14 protein-coding genes are annotated in these 15,066 nt (G+C 64.2%); 6 read left to right on the top strand and 8 right to left on the bottom strand.

The features are described from left to right. Positions 1-32 precede the first annotated feature (32 nt). The gene (locus AC097O_RS05500; RefSeq protein ID WP_479591851.1) at positions 33-500 is read left to right on the top strand and encodes a 6,7-dimethyl-8-ribityllumazine synthase; all 468 of its coding nucleotides are present in this window, start codon (positions 33-35) and stop codon (positions 498-500) included. On the opposite strand, the gene AC097O_RS05505 is transcribed toward AC097O_RS05500, so the two are convergent. From AC097O_RS05505 to AC097O_RS05540, 8 genes are all read right to left on the bottom strand, one after another. Further along, positions 497-1,441 (bottom strand): diguanylate cyclase domain-containing protein, encoded by a 945-nt coding sequence (locus tag AC097O_RS05505; protein WP_479591852.1) that lies wholly within the window; start codon positions 1,439-1,441, stop codon positions 497-499. The genes AC097O_RS05500 and AC097O_RS05505 overlap by 4 nt on opposite strands. Then, the gene (locus AC097O_RS05510; RefSeq protein ID WP_479591853.1) at positions 1,428-5,540 is read right to left on the bottom strand and encodes a response regulator; all 4,113 of its coding nucleotides are present in this window, start codon (positions 5,538-5,540) and stop codon (positions 1,428-1,430) included. The genes AC097O_RS05505 and AC097O_RS05510 overlap by 14 nt, the downstream gene beginning before the upstream one ends. Positions 5,541-5,812: 272 nt before the next feature. Continuing rightward, positions 5,813-6,388 (bottom strand): flagellar transcriptional regulator FlhC, encoded by a 576-nt coding sequence (gene flhC / locus AC097O_RS05515; protein ID WP_315185413.1) that lies wholly within the window; start codon positions 6,386-6,388, stop codon positions 5,813-5,815. A 10-nt stretch (positions 6,389-6,398) separates the two neighbouring features. Beyond that, positions 6,399-6,725 carry a flagellar transcriptional regulator FlhD gene (gene flhD / locus AC097O_RS05520; protein ID WP_315185411.1) on the bottom strand — a complete coding sequence of 109 codons (327 nt, stop codon included), beginning with the start codon at positions 6,723-6,725 and terminating at the stop codon, positions 6,399-6,401. 184 nt (positions 6,726-6,909) lie between these two features. After that, positions 6,910-7,932: an NAD(P)H-dependent glycerol-3-phosphate dehydrogenase gene (locus AC097O_RS05525; RefSeq protein ID WP_479591854.1), complete on the bottom strand. Its 1,023-nt coding sequence runs from the start codon at positions 7,930-7,932 to the stop codon at positions 6,910-6,912. Between the two features lie 3 nt (positions 7,933-7,935). Next, a complete protein-coding gene (secB, locus tag AC097O_RS05530) occupies positions 7,936-8,403 on the bottom strand; it encodes a protein-export chaperone SecB (RefSeq protein ID WP_479591855.1) in 468 nt (155 codons plus the stop codon). A gap of 156 nt (positions 8,404-8,559) precedes the next feature. Further along, positions 8,560-8,820: a glutaredoxin 3 gene (grxC, locus tag AC097O_RS05535; protein ID WP_479585049.1), complete on the bottom strand. Its 261-nt coding sequence runs from the start codon at positions 8,818-8,820 to the stop codon at positions 8,560-8,562. A gap of 20 nt (positions 8,821-8,840) precedes the next feature. Then, complete coding sequence (locus tag AC097O_RS05540; protein WP_479591856.1) at positions 8,841-9,251, bottom strand: rhodanese-like domain-containing protein; 411 nt, start codon at positions 9,249-9,251, stop codon at positions 8,841-8,843. Positions 9,252-9,373: 122 nt separating this feature from the next. Between AC097O_RS05540 and gpmA the strand changes: the two genes are divergently transcribed. The 5 genes from gpmA to AC097O_RS05565 all read left to right on the top strand — a co-directional run bounded on the left by gpmA (position 9,374) and on the right by AC097O_RS05565 (position 15,066). Beyond that, positions 9,374-10,120, top strand: a complete 747-nt coding sequence (gpmA, locus tag AC097O_RS05545) for a 2,3-diphosphoglycerate-dependent phosphoglycerate mutase (protein WP_479591857.1) — start codon at positions 9,374-9,376, stop codon at positions 10,118-10,120. A gap of 80 nt (positions 10,121-10,200) precedes the next feature. Beyond that, entirely contained in the window at positions 10,201-11,637 is a 1,437-nt protein-coding gene (locus AC097O_RS05550; RefSeq protein ID WP_479591858.1) for a S41 family peptidase, read from the top strand. A 73-nt stretch (positions 11,638-11,710) separates the two neighbouring features. Next, complete coding sequence (locus AC097O_RS05555) at positions 11,711-12,463, top strand: HesA/MoeB/ThiF family protein (RefSeq protein ID WP_479591859.1); 753 nt, start codon at positions 11,711-11,713, stop codon at positions 12,461-12,463. Between the two features lie 43 nt (positions 12,464-12,506). Then, a complete protein-coding gene (locus AC097O_RS05560) occupies positions 12,507-14,192 on the top strand; it encodes a SulP family inorganic anion transporter (RefSeq protein WP_479591860.1) in 1,686 nt (561 codons plus the stop codon). Between the two features lie 106 nt (positions 14,193-14,298). After that, positions 14,299-15,066 carry a GGDEF domain-containing protein gene (locus AC097O_RS05565; protein ID WP_479591861.1) on the top strand — a complete coding sequence of 256 codons (768 nt, stop codon included), beginning with the start codon at positions 14,299-14,301 and terminating at the stop codon, positions 15,064-15,066.

Here is a 15,066-nt window from a genome sequence, read left to right on the forward strand (position 1 = left end):
TGGGTTGGGAACATTTTTTGCCAACAACTTTTATGACCACGACCGTTACTGCTCCCCTGCGCATCTCCTTCGTCCAGGCCACCTGGCATGCCGACATCGTCAACCAGGCCCGCGACGGCTTTTTGGCCGAGATGGCGCGCCAGGGCGTGCCGCGCGACGCCATTGACATTCTGGAACTGCCGGGTGCGTTCGAGATTCCGCTGCACGCCAAGAAGCTGGCCCAAAGCGGCCAATTCGATGCCATCGTGGCCTGCGCGCTGGTGGTGGACGGCGGCATTTACCGCCATGAGTTTGTCGCCAACGCCGTGGTCCAGGGGCTGATGGACGTGCAACTGGAGACCGGCGTGCCGGTGTTCAGCGCGGTACTCACGCCACACCACTTCCACAGCCACGCCGAGCACCAGCAGTTCTTTGGCGACCACTTCGTGCACAAGGGTGCAGAAGTGGCCCAGGCCTGCCTGGCCACGGTGGCCAGCCTGCGCAAACTGGCCACGCTCTAAAACCGGCTAGTCGATGCAAACGCGCTGGACACCACCCGGTTGCGGCCCTGGTGTTTGGCCTGGTAGAGCATGGCATCGGCCTGCTCCAGCAGCAGGGCCGGGTCGTGGCGCCCCCCGGCGCGGATGTTGACTGCACCGATGCTGATGGTGACCACGGTGGCCACGTCCGAGCCCGCGTGCGGCAGGCCCAGGGCCATCACGTCGGTGCGCAGGCGTTCCAGCAACTGGTCCATGTCGGGCACGGCAGGCAGCAGCAGCACGAACTCTTCGCCACCGTAGCGGGCCGCCAGGTCGTAGGGCCGCCGGGCAAAGCTGGCCACCACCTGGGCGATGCGGCGCAGCGCGTCGTCGCCTGCCGGGTGGCCGTACAGGTCGTTGTACTGCTTGAAGAAGTCCACGTCGATCATCGACAGCCCGATGGCTTCTTTGCGCCGCGCCGCCAGTTGGCAGACCACTTGCAGCGATTCGTCGAACGAGCGGCGGTTGGCGATGCCGGTCAGGCCGTCGCGGCTGGCCAGGCGTTCCAGCTCCTTGCGCTGGGCAATCAGGCGCAGGTGGTTGCGGATGCGGATGCGGGCAATCGCCGGGCGTATGGGTTTGACCACGTAGTCCACCGCGCCCAGCAGCAGGCCCTGCTCTTCGCTGCGCGCGTCGTTGAGGCCGCTGATGAAGATCACTGCCACATGGGCGGTGCGGGGGTTGGCGTGCAGGGCTTGCAGCACTTCGTAGCCGTCCATGCCGGGCATGGCGATGTCGAGCAGGAGCAGGCAAATTTCGGGTTCTTCGCGCACCCGTTGCAGGGCCGACGGCCCGTCTTTGGCCAGCAGCACGCGGCATTCGCCATGCAGCAGGTCGGCCAGCACGGTGCGGCTGGTGCGGTCGTCATCGACGATCAGCACGGTGGGCAGGGACAGCATATCCATCACGTCAGGCCGCTCCATGCTTGTCTGCCAGGGCCTCGGCCAGCGACTCCAGGGAGCCACTGGCGGCAGACAGGTTCAGGTCTTCAAACTGGATCAGCGCGGCATCGGCCAGCCGCGCCAGCGCGGTGTGGGCCAGCCCGGAGCGGATGCCTAGCAACAGCTCTGCAGCCGCGTAGTTGCCCTGCGCCACCATGGGCTGGGCCTGGCCGATACGCACCAGCAAGGTCGCCACGTCCACGCTGTCGCTGGTGGCATCTGCTCCGTAGCCGCTGTCGTCCAGCAGGGCCATGGCGCTGTCGACCACGGTGTCCAGGTGGCGGCAGAACACCGCCACGCTTTCGGCCAGCATCTCGGCGGCGGCGTGTGGTGCCAGTTGCTCCAGGCGCACGGCAGCATCGGCCAGCGCATCGGCCCCCAGGTAACGGGCAGTGGATTTCAGCGTGTGGGTCTGGGCCGAGAGCGTATTGCGCGAGGGTGTGGGCCGGGGGGGCCGCCACTGCGCCGACAGGCCGGCAAAGTCGCGCACAAAGCCGCGCAGCACACGCTGCAGGCTGGCCTGGCGGCCCCCCAGGCGCACCAGGGCCAGCCGCAGGTCCACCCCCGGCAATACATCGGGCAGGCCGTCATGGGCATCTTTGGGGGGGTGGGCGGCCAGGCTGGGCATGGCGCGTGGCAGGGGCGCAAACTGCAACAGGGTCTGGTACAGGGCAGATTCGTCGATCGGCTTACGCAGATAGCCGTCCATGCCCGCTGCCACGGCGGCGGGGTGGCCTACCTGGGAGTCATGCGCCGTCAGCGCAATCAGCGGCAGGCTGACCCAGCGCGCCTGTTTACGGATCTCGCGGCTGGCGGTCAGGCCATCCATGACGGGCATCTGCAGGTCCATCAACACCATGTCGAAGGGCTCTTGTTCGAGACACTCCAGGGCCTGCTGCCCATCGGCAGCCAGCACCACCTGCATGCGCACCGCCTGCAGGAATTCGCTGGCGACTTCGCGGTTAAGGGCGTTGTCGTCCACCACCAGCACGCGCAGGCCTGCCAGTGCCGCCAGCGCCGCGTCTTTGGGCAGGCGCTGCACCAGCAGCCGGGCCAGTTGTTCGGTGTCCACCGGAAGGGCCAGGCTGTCGTCCATGCCGGCATCCAGACAGGCCTGCGGCCCGGCAGCGCAGACACCAGCCTCAGCGTGCACCAGTCCGATCAGCAGCAGGGAGGCCCAGCGCGGGTCGCTGCGCAGCATACGGGCGGCGGCCAGTCCATCCATGCCGGGCAGGTGGTGCGCCAGCAGCACCACGTCGCAAGGCGCGGCCTGCAGCCGGGCCAGCGCCTGGACAGTGCCGTGAACGGTATCCACCTCCATGCCGATCTGCTGCAAAAACTCGACCATGGCCTCCTGGTCCGGGTCCGGAGATGGATCTGCCAGCAGCAGCACCCGCCGCTGCTGCAGGCGGCCCAGGTCCAGCGGGCTTTCGCCGTCTTCGCCGGGGGGGCCGGTCCAGGTCTGGCCCAGGGCATCGGCCAGGGTATTGAACACCAGCGACTCGGTCACGGGCTTGATCAACACCCCCGCCAGGCCCATGTCCTGGGCTTCGGTGAGGAGTTCGTCGCGGGCGTAGGCCGTCACCATCAGCACCACCGGCACGGCAGCCAGTACAGGGTCGGTCTTGATCTGCCGGGCCGCCTGCATCCCATCCATGCCGGGCATGCGCCAGTCCATCAGCACCAGTTCGAACGGCCGGCCCTTATCAAAGGCTGCGCGCAAGTGTTCCAGCGCCTCAGGGCCCGAGTCGGCCACCTGTACCACCATGCCAAAACCACGCGCCAGTTGCGCCAGGATGCTGCCCGCGCTGGCGTTGTCATCCACCACCAGCAAGCGGCGGTACTGCAGCACCGCGGCGTTGGGTCGCAACGCAGGCACCGCCCCCACGTCGGGGCGGCGCAAGGGCACCGTGAAGCTGAAGGTGCTGCCCAGACCGCGCGTACTGGTAACACCGATGCGACCGCCCATGCGCTCCACCAGTTGCTTGCAGATCGACAGACCCAGCCCCGTGCCGCCGTAGTCGCGGCTAACCTGGTTGTCGGCCTGCGAAAACGGTAAAAACATGCGGGCGATCTGCGCTGCATCCAGCCCCACACCGGTGTCGCGCACCGAAAAACGCAGCAGGTAGCCGTTGGTTTGGCTCTCTGCGTCCAGCGCCACCGACACCACCACCTCGCCCCGGGAGGTGAACTTGACGGCATTGCCCACCAGATTGCCCAGCACCTGGTTGAGCCGCAGCACGTCGCCCACCAAGCGTGCGGGCACGTCGGACTGGACGGCATAGGCGATTTCCAGGCCCTTCTCTTCGGCCTTCAGGGCATGCGCCACCGACACCGATTCGAGCAGCGACTCCAGGGTGAACTCGGCCTCGACCAGGGCCATCTTGCCGGCTTCGATCTTGGACAGGTCGAGCAAGTCGTTGACGATGCCCAGCAGCAACTGGGCCGACACGTCAATCTTGTCCAGGTAGTTGCGCTGCTTGCCCGACAGCTCGGTTTGCTGCACCAGCCGGGTCATGCCCAGCACGGTGTTCATGGGGGTGCGGATTTCATGGCCCATGAAAGCCAAAAACGCGCTTTTACCGCGCTCGGCCACCTCGGCCGCCTCTTTGGCGGCGGTGAGTGCGTCGGCGGCCTCGCGGGCCACCGTCACGTCCCATACCGTGCCGATGGCACGCGCGGGGCGGCCATCGGCATGGCGGTGCACCTGGCCAAAGATCTGCACCGTGCGCACCGCCCCTGAAGGCTGCACGATGCGCACCTCGCTGGCGATCACCGAGGTTTCTCGCAGCGCGGTTTGCCACTGCCGGACCAAGGCGGCGACATCGTCGGGGTGAACGCAGGCGAGCAACTGTTTTTCGCTGCCGTCGAACGCACCGTGCGGTAAACCGAACACGGTGTAGGTCTGGTCATCCCAGAGGTAGCGGTTTTCGGCGAAGTCCAGCTCCACAATGCCGACCCCGCCGGCCTGGGTGGCCAGCAGCAGGCGTTCCTTCTCTTGCGACAGCGCCTGGCTGAGTTGGCGGTAGCGGGCCTCACTGGCGCGCAGGGCTTCGGTGGCCAGGTGTTCGGCCTCGGCGCGGGCGCGCAGGACGGTGTCGGCACCCTCCAGACTTTGGCGCAAGCCTTCAAACTCGGCCACCGGAAAGATGGCCGTGGCCTGGCCCACAGCGTGGGTCCCCACGGTGTCGGCCGCCACCCGTTCGGCGTTTTGCGCCAATGCCCGCACCGGGCGCAGCAGCACCCGGGTCATCCACAGCACCAGGAGCAATGCCGCACACAAGGCCAGCAGGGCTCCGATGAGCAGCGTCCCCAAGGGGCGGTGCCAGCGGGCATTGAAGCGCTCCAAAGGCTCGCCTACCACGACCACCCAACCCGGGGTGTGCGCCAGGCGCTGAAAACTGATGACCACCGGCCGCCCTTCCAGCGAACGGCCCTCAAAAACCCCGGCTTCGGTCTGCATCACTTTGAGCAGCGCCCAATCGGGCACGATGGTGCCCACAAACCGCTCGGAATCCCACGAGCGGGCCACCAGCCGCCCATTGCCGTCCACCACCGCCACCAGGTTGTTCGAGGCGACGCTGCGCTGCTGCAAGGAGCGCACCAGTTCCAGCGGCGACACCATCAGCGCCAGCACTTTGCGGGTGCCGCCAGGGGTGCGGTACGGCACGCTGAGGGCCACCCGGGGGCTGTTTTTATCGGCACCGGCCATGAACAGATTGGACACCGTGCGTTCCTGGGCCGCCAGGGCCTGGGCCAGTACCTCGGACGGCAAGCCTTTGGCTTCCAGAGTGGTGATCGGTGAGGGTTTGGCGTCGCTGTCGGCTTGCGCCAGGATGATGCCCTCTTCCAGGCGGCCATCGGCATCCAGCGGCACCCCCGCATCGGTGGCGGCCAGGGTGGCCAAGGCCTCGAGCATGGTGGTGCGGGCTGCCATTTCCGTATGCACTGCCTGGGCCAGGGTACGGGTGTTTTCCTGCAGTTGGTGGGTAGAGGCACCACGGTACACCTGGGCCACCTGCCACATGGCGAACGCAGCCGCCCCGGCCATGGGCAGCAATGCCACCAGGACCAAAACCATCAGGTAAAAACGCAGGCTGCGCGGGCGCACCAGCCCAGAATTCCCACGTCGAAACATCTTGCTACCTATCCAATGCCTTGAAACCGGACTTAATCCCGGTTCGGATGCGTTTCGATGGGATCGAAATCTTCCGATTCAAAACGTTATGGTACGGCGGTCGGTCGCAAAAATTAGCCCGGAGCGGACACTTTCGTAGGTTTTACGCGACTGGTTTGAAGCCGCCACGCTTTGGTTGCAGGATACCTATGCAATCGGTCGCGGCATTCGAACGATTAGTGCAACATCAAGGTGCGTTCGCCCTTACATTTGCCCGCGCGGGCCGGTGGACTGCACAGTCCGCAAACGTATTGGCGGGGGTTTTCGTACAGCTCGGTGACGAATTTTCCGCCGCAACTGCTGCACTGGGTCATGTTGAGCATATTGGCATCGACAAACTTGACCAGGCGCCAGGCGCGGGTGAACGACAGCAGCGGGTCCACCTCGGCGGCTACGATCTGCTCGCTGTACAGGCGGTAGGCCTTGGTCAGGATGTCGATGGAATCCATGTCCATGCTCTTGGACAGGTACTCGTAAATGTTCAGGAACAGCGACGAGTGGATATTTTCTTGCCAGGACAAGAACCAGTCGGTCGAGAACGGCAACTGGCCTTTGCTGGGCGACTTGCCCGACACCTCTTTGTACAGGCGCAGCAGGCGCTCGTAGGACAGATCGGTTTCCGATTCCAGCACCTGCATCCGGGCACCCATGCGGATGAGTGCGGCGGCGCGTTCGATTTGCTGCGAATCTTGCAACACGCTTTTGGTGGGCTTGGGCACTTTGGTGGCGGTTGCGGTGGAGGTGGCGGTCATGCTGGGCTCCTTACAGAACTTCGGCCAGGCGGCCTGCCATCAGGATGTTGGCGTGCAAGGTGTTGGTGGCAGGGTTGCCGACCTTCTTGATGTCGTGGTTGGTCAACAGGCTCCACACCAGGCTGTCTTCCACGCGGAAGTGGCACAGCAGCATATTGCCCGAGGCCAGTTTCAGAATTTGTGCGGCCGACAGGGCACCCAAAATATCTGCGGCCTCTTCGTTGATACCGAGGCGGAACAGGGCTTCGGCCTTGTCCTGGCGGATCAGGCTTTGCGCCAGCATGAGGTACGTCAGATTGGCCTCGCGGATTTCGGCAATGATCTGTTCGGTGTTCATGGTGTGTCCTTTGGTCTGCCCGGTTCAGGCTGCCTTGCGTTTGTCGCAATCTGCTGTTTCCCGATCCGTTGAAATGGATTGTGAATACCCCCCAATCAAAAATTAAGTCGGGGGGCACCCATATCGCAGGTCAGGTTTTTACCGGGGCATGTAAGAATTTTCCTTACACACAAGACACAAAACCTTACATTAGCTCGGGCACCGGGGCCCGTCCCATCAGAGACGCAACCGCGTCAGCCGGGCGGATGCGACCGTCCAGCAAAGCCACCACGCTGTGGGTGATGGGCATGTCCACACCTAGGCTGTGCGCACGCTGCGCCACGGTGCGGGCGCTGTACACGCCCTCGGCCACATGGCCCAGAGAAGCCACCGCCTGGTCCAAAGTCTGGCCCTGGGCCAGTAACAAACCCACCTGCCGGTTGCGGCTCAAGTCGCCGGTGCAGGTCAGCACCAGATCACCCAGACCGGACAGGCCCATGAAGGTCTCGGCCTTGGCCCCCAGGGCCAGCCCGAGGCGCGTCATCTCCGCCAACCCACGGGTCACCAGCGCCGCCCGCGCGTTCAGGCCCAGGCCCAGGCCGTCGCACAGGCCGGTGGCGATGGCCAGCACGTTCTTGACCGCACCGCCCACCTCCACACCCACCACGTCGTCGCTGGCATAGACCCGCAGCGCCGGGCTGTGGAAGGCCGCCACCAGGGCATCGCGCACCTCGGCGCTGCCACTGGCCGCCACCAGGGCCGTGGGCTGGCCACGGGCCACTTCCTGGGCAAAACTGGGGCCGCTGAGCACGCCATAGTGCGCATAGTCATTTGCTATGGATTCAGTAGCTACCTGTGCATATACCTCGTGCGCCAGCAGCCCAAAAGGCTTGGAACCCGCAGATTCAAAACCCTTGCACAGCCACGCAACGGGTGCGGTACAGCCCGCGATGTCTTGCAGCATGCTGCGCAAGCCCGACATGGGTGTGCCCAGTATGACCAGGTCGTGCTCCGCCACCAACGCGGCCAGGGCCGCGGGGGGAACAGCGCAGACGGTAAGCGTTTCGGGAAAAGGAATACCCGGCAGGTAGCGCTGGTTGCAGCGCTGGGCCTGCATGGCAGCGGCCTGCCCGGCATCGCGCGCCCACAGCGTGATGCCATGGCGCTGGCTGGCGCTGATGGCCAGCGCGGTGCCCCAGGCCCCCGCGCCCAGAACCGCGATTTTCATGGCTTACTGCAGGGTTGCAGTGGGCGCTTCGGTAGCGGCGGCAGCGGCGTTGGCTTGCTGCTGTTCGTACATGGCCTGGAAGTTGATTTCGGCCAGGTGCACCTGGGGGAAACCGGCGCGCTGGACCAGATCGGCCACGTTGCTGCGCAGGTAGGGATACACGATTTGCGGGCAGGCAATGCCGACGATCGGACCCATCTGCTCCTGCGACATGTTGCGGATTTCAAAAATACCGGCCTGCTTGGCTTCCACCAAAAACACGGTCTTTTCGCCAATCTTGGTGTGCACGGTGGCGGTCACGGCCACTTCAAAAATGCCATCGGCCACCGGGTTGGCTTCCACGCCCAACTGGATTTCCACGCCCGGCTGGGTCGGGTCCAGCAGGATGCCGGGAGAATTGGGCTGCTCCAGCGAAGCCTCTTTCAGGTAAACGCGCTGGATCTGGAAAACGGGATCTAGTTGTTCGGACATGGTGTTCTTTCAATTCAAAACAAAGCCCGCCGGAGAAGCCACGGCGGGCAAAAAAGCAAACGGATTATTGCCGATTAAAAAGACGCCAGGACCTACGCAAGTTCCCCCTGTAAGCCCGAAGGGCGATACAGGGGCGCAGCGTAAGTCCTATCCGTTTTAAGCAGCGTTCAACAAGGGCAAAAGGCCGCCTCGACCGTCCAGCGCCACCAGGTCATCACAGCCGCCCACATGGGTATCGCCAATGAAGATCTGTGGCACGGTGCGGCGACCGGTGAGTTCCATCATGGCCGCACGGGCCTCGGGGAGCTGGTCTACGCGGATCTCGTCGATCTGGTCAACGCCCTTGCTTTTCAGGATTTGCTTGGCACGGATGCAGTAAGGGCATACGGCGGTGGTGTACATCTTGACGGCTTGCATGGTGTGTATCTGGTGGTGGCTCAGGACTTTTCAAGCGGCAGGTTGGCTTCGTTCCAGGCCTTCAGGCCGCCGCTGAGCACTTCGGCCTGCTCGTAACCCAGCTTTTTGGCGGTGGCCAGGGCCCGGTTGGCCCGCGCACCGGTGGCGCACACCAAAATCAAGGGCAGCGTCTTGTTCTTCACCGTGGCAGCCAGCTTGTCCTCCAGCTGGCCGACCGGCAGATTTTTGGCAGCGGCGATGTGGCCAGCGGCAAATTCATCGGCCTCGCGCACGTCCAGCACCACGGCTTTTTCGCGGTTGATGCGCATCACCGCACCGTTGGCGGTGAGGGCACCCGTGCCCGCACTGCTGGAAATCACCGGCCACAGCAAGCCGCCACCCGCCGCCAGCGCTATGGCAATCAACATCCAGTTGTCTATGAAAAACTTCACTTTGCACCTTTTATTTGTGGTTTAGCGGGACTACCCCGAACCGGCGATTTTAGAATGGCGTGCTGCCCCTTGCGGGAAGCCCCCGTTTTTGGCCCCTTTCACTTACCGAGACAAGCCGCCCTATGTACAAAATCGTTCTGATCCGCCACGGCGAATCCACCTGGAATCTTGAAAACCGCTTCACCGGCTGGACCGATGTGCCGCTGACCGAGACGGGCATCGCCCAGGCGCAAAACGCGGGCCGCCTGCTGAAAGCCGACAACTACGAGTTTGACGTGGCCTACACCAGCGTGCTCAAGCGCGCCACCCACACCCTGTGGCACTGCCTGGACCAGATGGACCGCACCTACCTGCCGGTGGTGCACAGCTGGCGCCTGAACGAACGCCATTACGGTGCACTGCAAGGCCTGAACAAAGCCGAAACCGCCAAGCAGTACGGCGACGACCAGGTGCTGGTCTGGCGCCGCAGCTACGACACGCCGCCACCTGCGTTGGAAGCCAGCGACCCGCGTTGCGAGCGCAGCGACCCGCGCTACGCCAAGCAAACCGCCGACCAGGTGCCGCTGACCGAATGCCTGAAAGACACCGTGGACCGGGTGCTGCCGTTCTGGAATGAAGCCATGGCCCCCGCCATCAAGGCCGGTAAACGTGTGGTGCTGGCCGCCCACGGCAACTCGATCCGCGCCCTGATCAAGTACCTGGACAACATCTCCGACGACGACATCGTCGGCCTGAACATCCCCAACGGCATTCCGCTGGTGTACGAGCTGGACGAAAACCTCCAACCGATCCGCCACTACTACCTGGGCGATGCCGAAGCCGCCGCTGCGGCAGCCGCCGCCGTCGCCGCCCAAGGACAAAAGAAATAAGCGTATATAAAGGTTTACACGGAACGTATCCACACGTGTGGATACCAACGTGTACATTCAAAGCGACTTGAAAGATGCTTATGGGCCAGAAACTCAAAATTACCGGTTGGATTGCCGCCGGTGCCATTGCCGGAGCCCTGACCACGGTTTCCCTGCAAACCGTGGCCCGTGGGGCCATGGCCCCGCTGCCACTGGAAGAGCTGCAACAGCTTGCGGCGGTGTTTGGCATGGTCAAAACCGACTACGTGGAGCCGGTAGACGAGAAAAAGCTCATCAGCGATGCGATTGCGGGCATGGTGGCCAGCCTGGACCCGCATTCCCAGTATTTCGATAAAAAGTCGTTCAAGGAATTCCGCGAAGGCACGACCGGCCGCTTTGTGGGCGTGGGCATCGAGATCACCCAGGAAGACGGGCTGGTCAAGGTGGTTTCGCCCATCGAAGGCTCGCCCGCCTTCCGCGCAGGCCTCAAGCCCAACGACCTGATCACCAAGATCGACGACACCGCCGTCAAAGGCCTGCCGCTGAACGACGCGGTGAAGAAGATGCGCGGCGAGCCCAACACCAAGGTCAACCTGACGATTTTCCGCAAGGACGAGAACCGCAGCTTCCCGGTCACCATCACCCGCGAAGAGATCCGCACCCAGTCGGTGCGCGCCAAGATCGTCGAGCCGGGCTACGCCTGGGTGCGCCTGAGCCAGTTCCAGGACCGCACGGTGGACGACTTTGTCACCAAGGTCAGCGACATCTATAAACAAGAACCCAAGCTCAAGGGCATGGTGCTGGACTTGCGCAACGACCCGGGTGGCCTGCTGGATGCGGCCGTGGCCGTATCGGCGGCCTTTTTGCCCGAGAACGTGACCGTGGTGTCCACCAACGGCCAGTTGGCCGACAGCAAGTTCACCTACAAGGCATCGCCCGAGTTTTACCAGCGCCGCGGAGCCGATGCCCTGGCCAAACTGCCCGCCGCCCTGAAAACCGTGCCGCTGATCGTGCTGGTCAATGAAGGCTCGGCCTCGGCCAGCGAGATCGTCGCCGGTGCGCTACAAGATTACAAGCGCGGCACCATCATGGGCAGCCAGACCTTTGGCAAGGGCTCGGTGCAAACCGTGCGCCCACTCGGCCCCGATACCGGCCTGAAGCTAACCACCGCGCGCTATTACACGCCCAGCGGCAAATCCATCCAGGCCAAGGGCATCGTGCCCGATGTGATGGTCGATGACTCCGCCGACGGCAACCCCTTCGGTGCCCTGCGCATGCGCGAAGCCGACCTGGAAAAGCACCTCAACAGCGGCCAGGGCGAAGAGAAGAAAGACGAAGCCCGCGAAAAAGCCCGCGACGAAGCCCGCAAGCTGCTGGAAGCCGAGGCGCTAAAACCCGTGGCCGACCGCAAGCCGCAGCCCGAATTTGGCAGCGACAAAGACTTCCAGCTGATCCAGGCGCTGAACCAGCTCAAAGGCAAGCCGGTGATCGTCAGCAAGACCATGGTCGAGCGCAAAGAAGAAAAGAAAGAACAATAAGCCGCCCCTTACTTCCCTCCCTTCCCTCCGAAAGCCCCGCCACTGCGGGGCTTTTCATTGCCACAATGCCCAGATGAACGACGACCAACTGCTGCGCTACTCGCGCCATATCCTGCTGGACGACATTGGCATCGAGGGGCAAGAGCGGCTGCTGGCGGCGCACGCGCTGGTCATCGGTGCGGGCGGCCTGGGCTCGCCGGTGGCGCTGTACCTGGCTACGGCGGGCATCGGCCACATCACCCTGGTAGACCACGACACCGTAGACCTGACCAACCTACAGCGGCAAATCGCCCACAGCCTGGAGCGCGTGGGCCGGCCCAAAGTGGATTCGGCGCGCACCGCCATGCAGGCCATCAACCCCGAGGTGCAGATCACCGCCGTCCACGCCCGGGCCGATGCCGCGCTGCTGGACACGCTGGTGGCCCAGGCCGATGTGGTGCTGGACTGCTGCGACAACTTTGCCACCCGCCATGCCGTCAATGCGGCCTGCGTGCGCCACCGCAAGCCCCTGGTGTCGGGCGCAGCCATCCGCATGGACGGGCAGATCAGCGTGTTCGACGCGCGCGATGCAGCTTCACCGTGCTACGCCTGTGTGTTCCCGCCCAGCGACGACTTTGAGGAAACCCGCTGCGCGGTGATGGGCGTGCTGGCGCCACTGGTGGGCATCATCGGGGCCATGCAGGCTGCCGAGGCGATCAAGCTGCTCAGCGGCGCAGGCACCTCGCTGGCCGGGCGGCTGCAGATGCTGGATGCGCGCAGCATGGCCTGGAACGACATCCGCATCCCCCGCGACCCGGAGTGCACGGTGTGTGCGCACCAGGCATAACTCCTATTTTTATAGCTGCTCACGCTCATAGAATAAGCGCTAGATGCCAATAAGCCTTAAAAATTTAGCCTATTTTCAGCGCTGGTTTCCTTTTCTCAGCTGGCCGCGCCCCAGCCGTAGCACCCTGGTCGGCGAGCTCTGGGCCGGGCTGACGGTGGGCATGATGGTGATTCCCCAGGGCGTGGCCTACGCCGCACTGGCGGGCATGCCGCTGATCACCGGCATCTACGCCTCGCTGCTGCCCGCGCTGGTGGCGGTGCTGTGGAGCTCGTCCACCCGCTTGTCGGTAGGGCCCACCGCTTTAAGCGCCCTGCTGGTGGGCAGCGCCTTTTTGGGGCTGGCCGAACCCGGCAGCGCGCAGTGGGTGACGTTGGCGGTGTGGCTGGCGCTGTTGTCGGGCCTGCTGCAGATCATGCTGGGGTTGGGGCGCTTTGGCTGGCTGCTGAACCTGGTGAGCGCGCCAGTGCTCACCGGCTTTACCCAGGCGGCGGCCATTTTGATTTTGCTGTCGCAACTGCCCGCGCTGATCGGCCTCAAGGGGCCCTTGACCAACCTGCTGCACCAGCCGCAGATCGACTGGCAGGCGGCGTTGTTTGGGCTGGGTGCGCTGGCCGTGCTGGTGCTGGGCAAGCGCTGGTTTCCCAGGTTTCCGGTGCTCATGGTGCTGGTGGTGGCCAGCGCGCTGGTCAGTGCCGGGCTGGGCTTTGCCGCCGGTGGTGGCGCGGTGGTGGGTGCTCTGCCCGCCGGTCTGCCTGCGCTGCAACTGCCCGGTGCCATCACGCTGGCGCAACTGGGCGACCTGGCCATGCCGGTGCTGGTGCTTACGCTGATCAGCTTTTTGGAAACCGCGTCGAGTGCCAAGGTGGACAACCAGCGCGGCGGCACCCGCTGGAACGAGAACCAGGATCTGATCGGCCAGGGCATGGCCAAGGTGGCGTCGGGCCTGTGCGGGGCGTTTCCGACCAGCTCGTCGTTCTCGCGCTCGGCCATCAACCTGTATGCAGGGGCCAAGACCGGTTGGGCCACGATTTTCTCGGTCATTTTGGTGTTGCTGGTGCTGCTGTGGCTGACCCCGGCGCTGTACCACGTGCCGCAGGCGGTGCTGGCGGCAGTGGTGGTGGCCGCTGTGTCCAGCCTGGTGCAACCGGCCGAGCTGCGCCGCATCTGGCGCGCCGCCCCGGTAGAGGCCGTGACCTGTGCCACCACCTTTGTGCTGACCCTGGCCACCGCGCCCCGGCTGTACTGGGGTGTGCTGGCCGGTTTGCTGATGGCCTTGTCGCACTTTTTGTACCACCGGCTGCACCCGCGCATCATCGAGATCGGCCTGCACCCCGACGGCAGCCTGCGCGACCGCCATTTGTGGAACCTGCCGCCGCTGGCACCCCACCTGTACGCGCTGCGCATGGATGCCGAGCTGGACTTTGCCTCCGCCAGCAGCCTGGAGCGGGCGGTGATGGAGCACCTGGCGCTGCACCCCGGCGTGCGCCAGGTCTGCCTGTTTGCCCAGCCCATCAACCGCATCGATGCCACGGGGGTAGAAACTTTTGGCAAACTGCGCCATGCTCTGGCCCATAGCCACATCACCCTGCACCTCAGTGGCATGAAATTGCCGGTCGAAAACGTGCTGCGCCGTGCCGGAGAGCTGCCGCCCGACGCGGTGCGCCTGCACCGCACCGATCATGACGCGCTGCTGGCCCTGCAACACGGGCCGGAAGATTTTGCGATTTAAGAATACGGCCTTGAAAGCCGCCTATTGACCCTGCCGGGCAGGCCATTTCCAGGCTTGGGTCGGCACCGGATACTGTTAAACTTTCTGTAACTTCTGGCCCATAAAAGTGTCCTCAACGGCAACCCACTCCTCCCTGGATTTACGCAGTTTGCGGCTGGAGTCGGCTTGCGCTCTGTTGCAGCAAGACATGCCGTCGATGGACATGCCCGACCCCTTGGCCTATGTACAAAACGTGATCGATGGCCTGTGCGATTTATCGCTCAAGGACCCGCTCACCGGTCTGTCGAACCGCCGCCATTTCAACGCGGTTTTGGAAGCCGAGGTCGACCGCGTAGCCCGCTCCGGCGAGGCGGCCTTGCTGCTGCTGATCGACATCGACCACTTCAAAAGCGTCAACGACACCCATGGCCACCCGGCGGGTGACCAGGTGCTGCGCGTGGTGGCCAAGGCACTGCAGGCTTGCGTGCGGCCCATGGACACGCTGGCCCGCTATGGCGGCGAAGAATTTGTCGTGGTACTGCCGTCGTGCCAGCCGTCTTTTGGCCACACGGTGGCCGAGCGCATACGGCGCAGTATTGAGAGCACCCGTATTGCGATCGCCCCCGGGGTGGAACTGCAGGTCACCATCAGCATCGGCGGCGCGTTTGCGCTGCAGTGGATCCGCTCCACCACCGAGCTTTGGATCGACCGGGCCGACCAGCAGCTGTATCTGGCCAAGACCAGCGGGCGCAACCGCCTGTGCCTGGAACCCCAGCCCGAAAGCCATGTCAGCGCCGAAGAGAAAAATTTGTTGTTTGGTCATTTGTCTGCCGCAGAACCGGCTTGGATTGATATGTCGTCCGGTGCCCTCCATGGCAGCACTGGACAAAGGTAA

Source organism: Rhodoferax sp. LS1P39 (genome assembly GCF_056521425.1).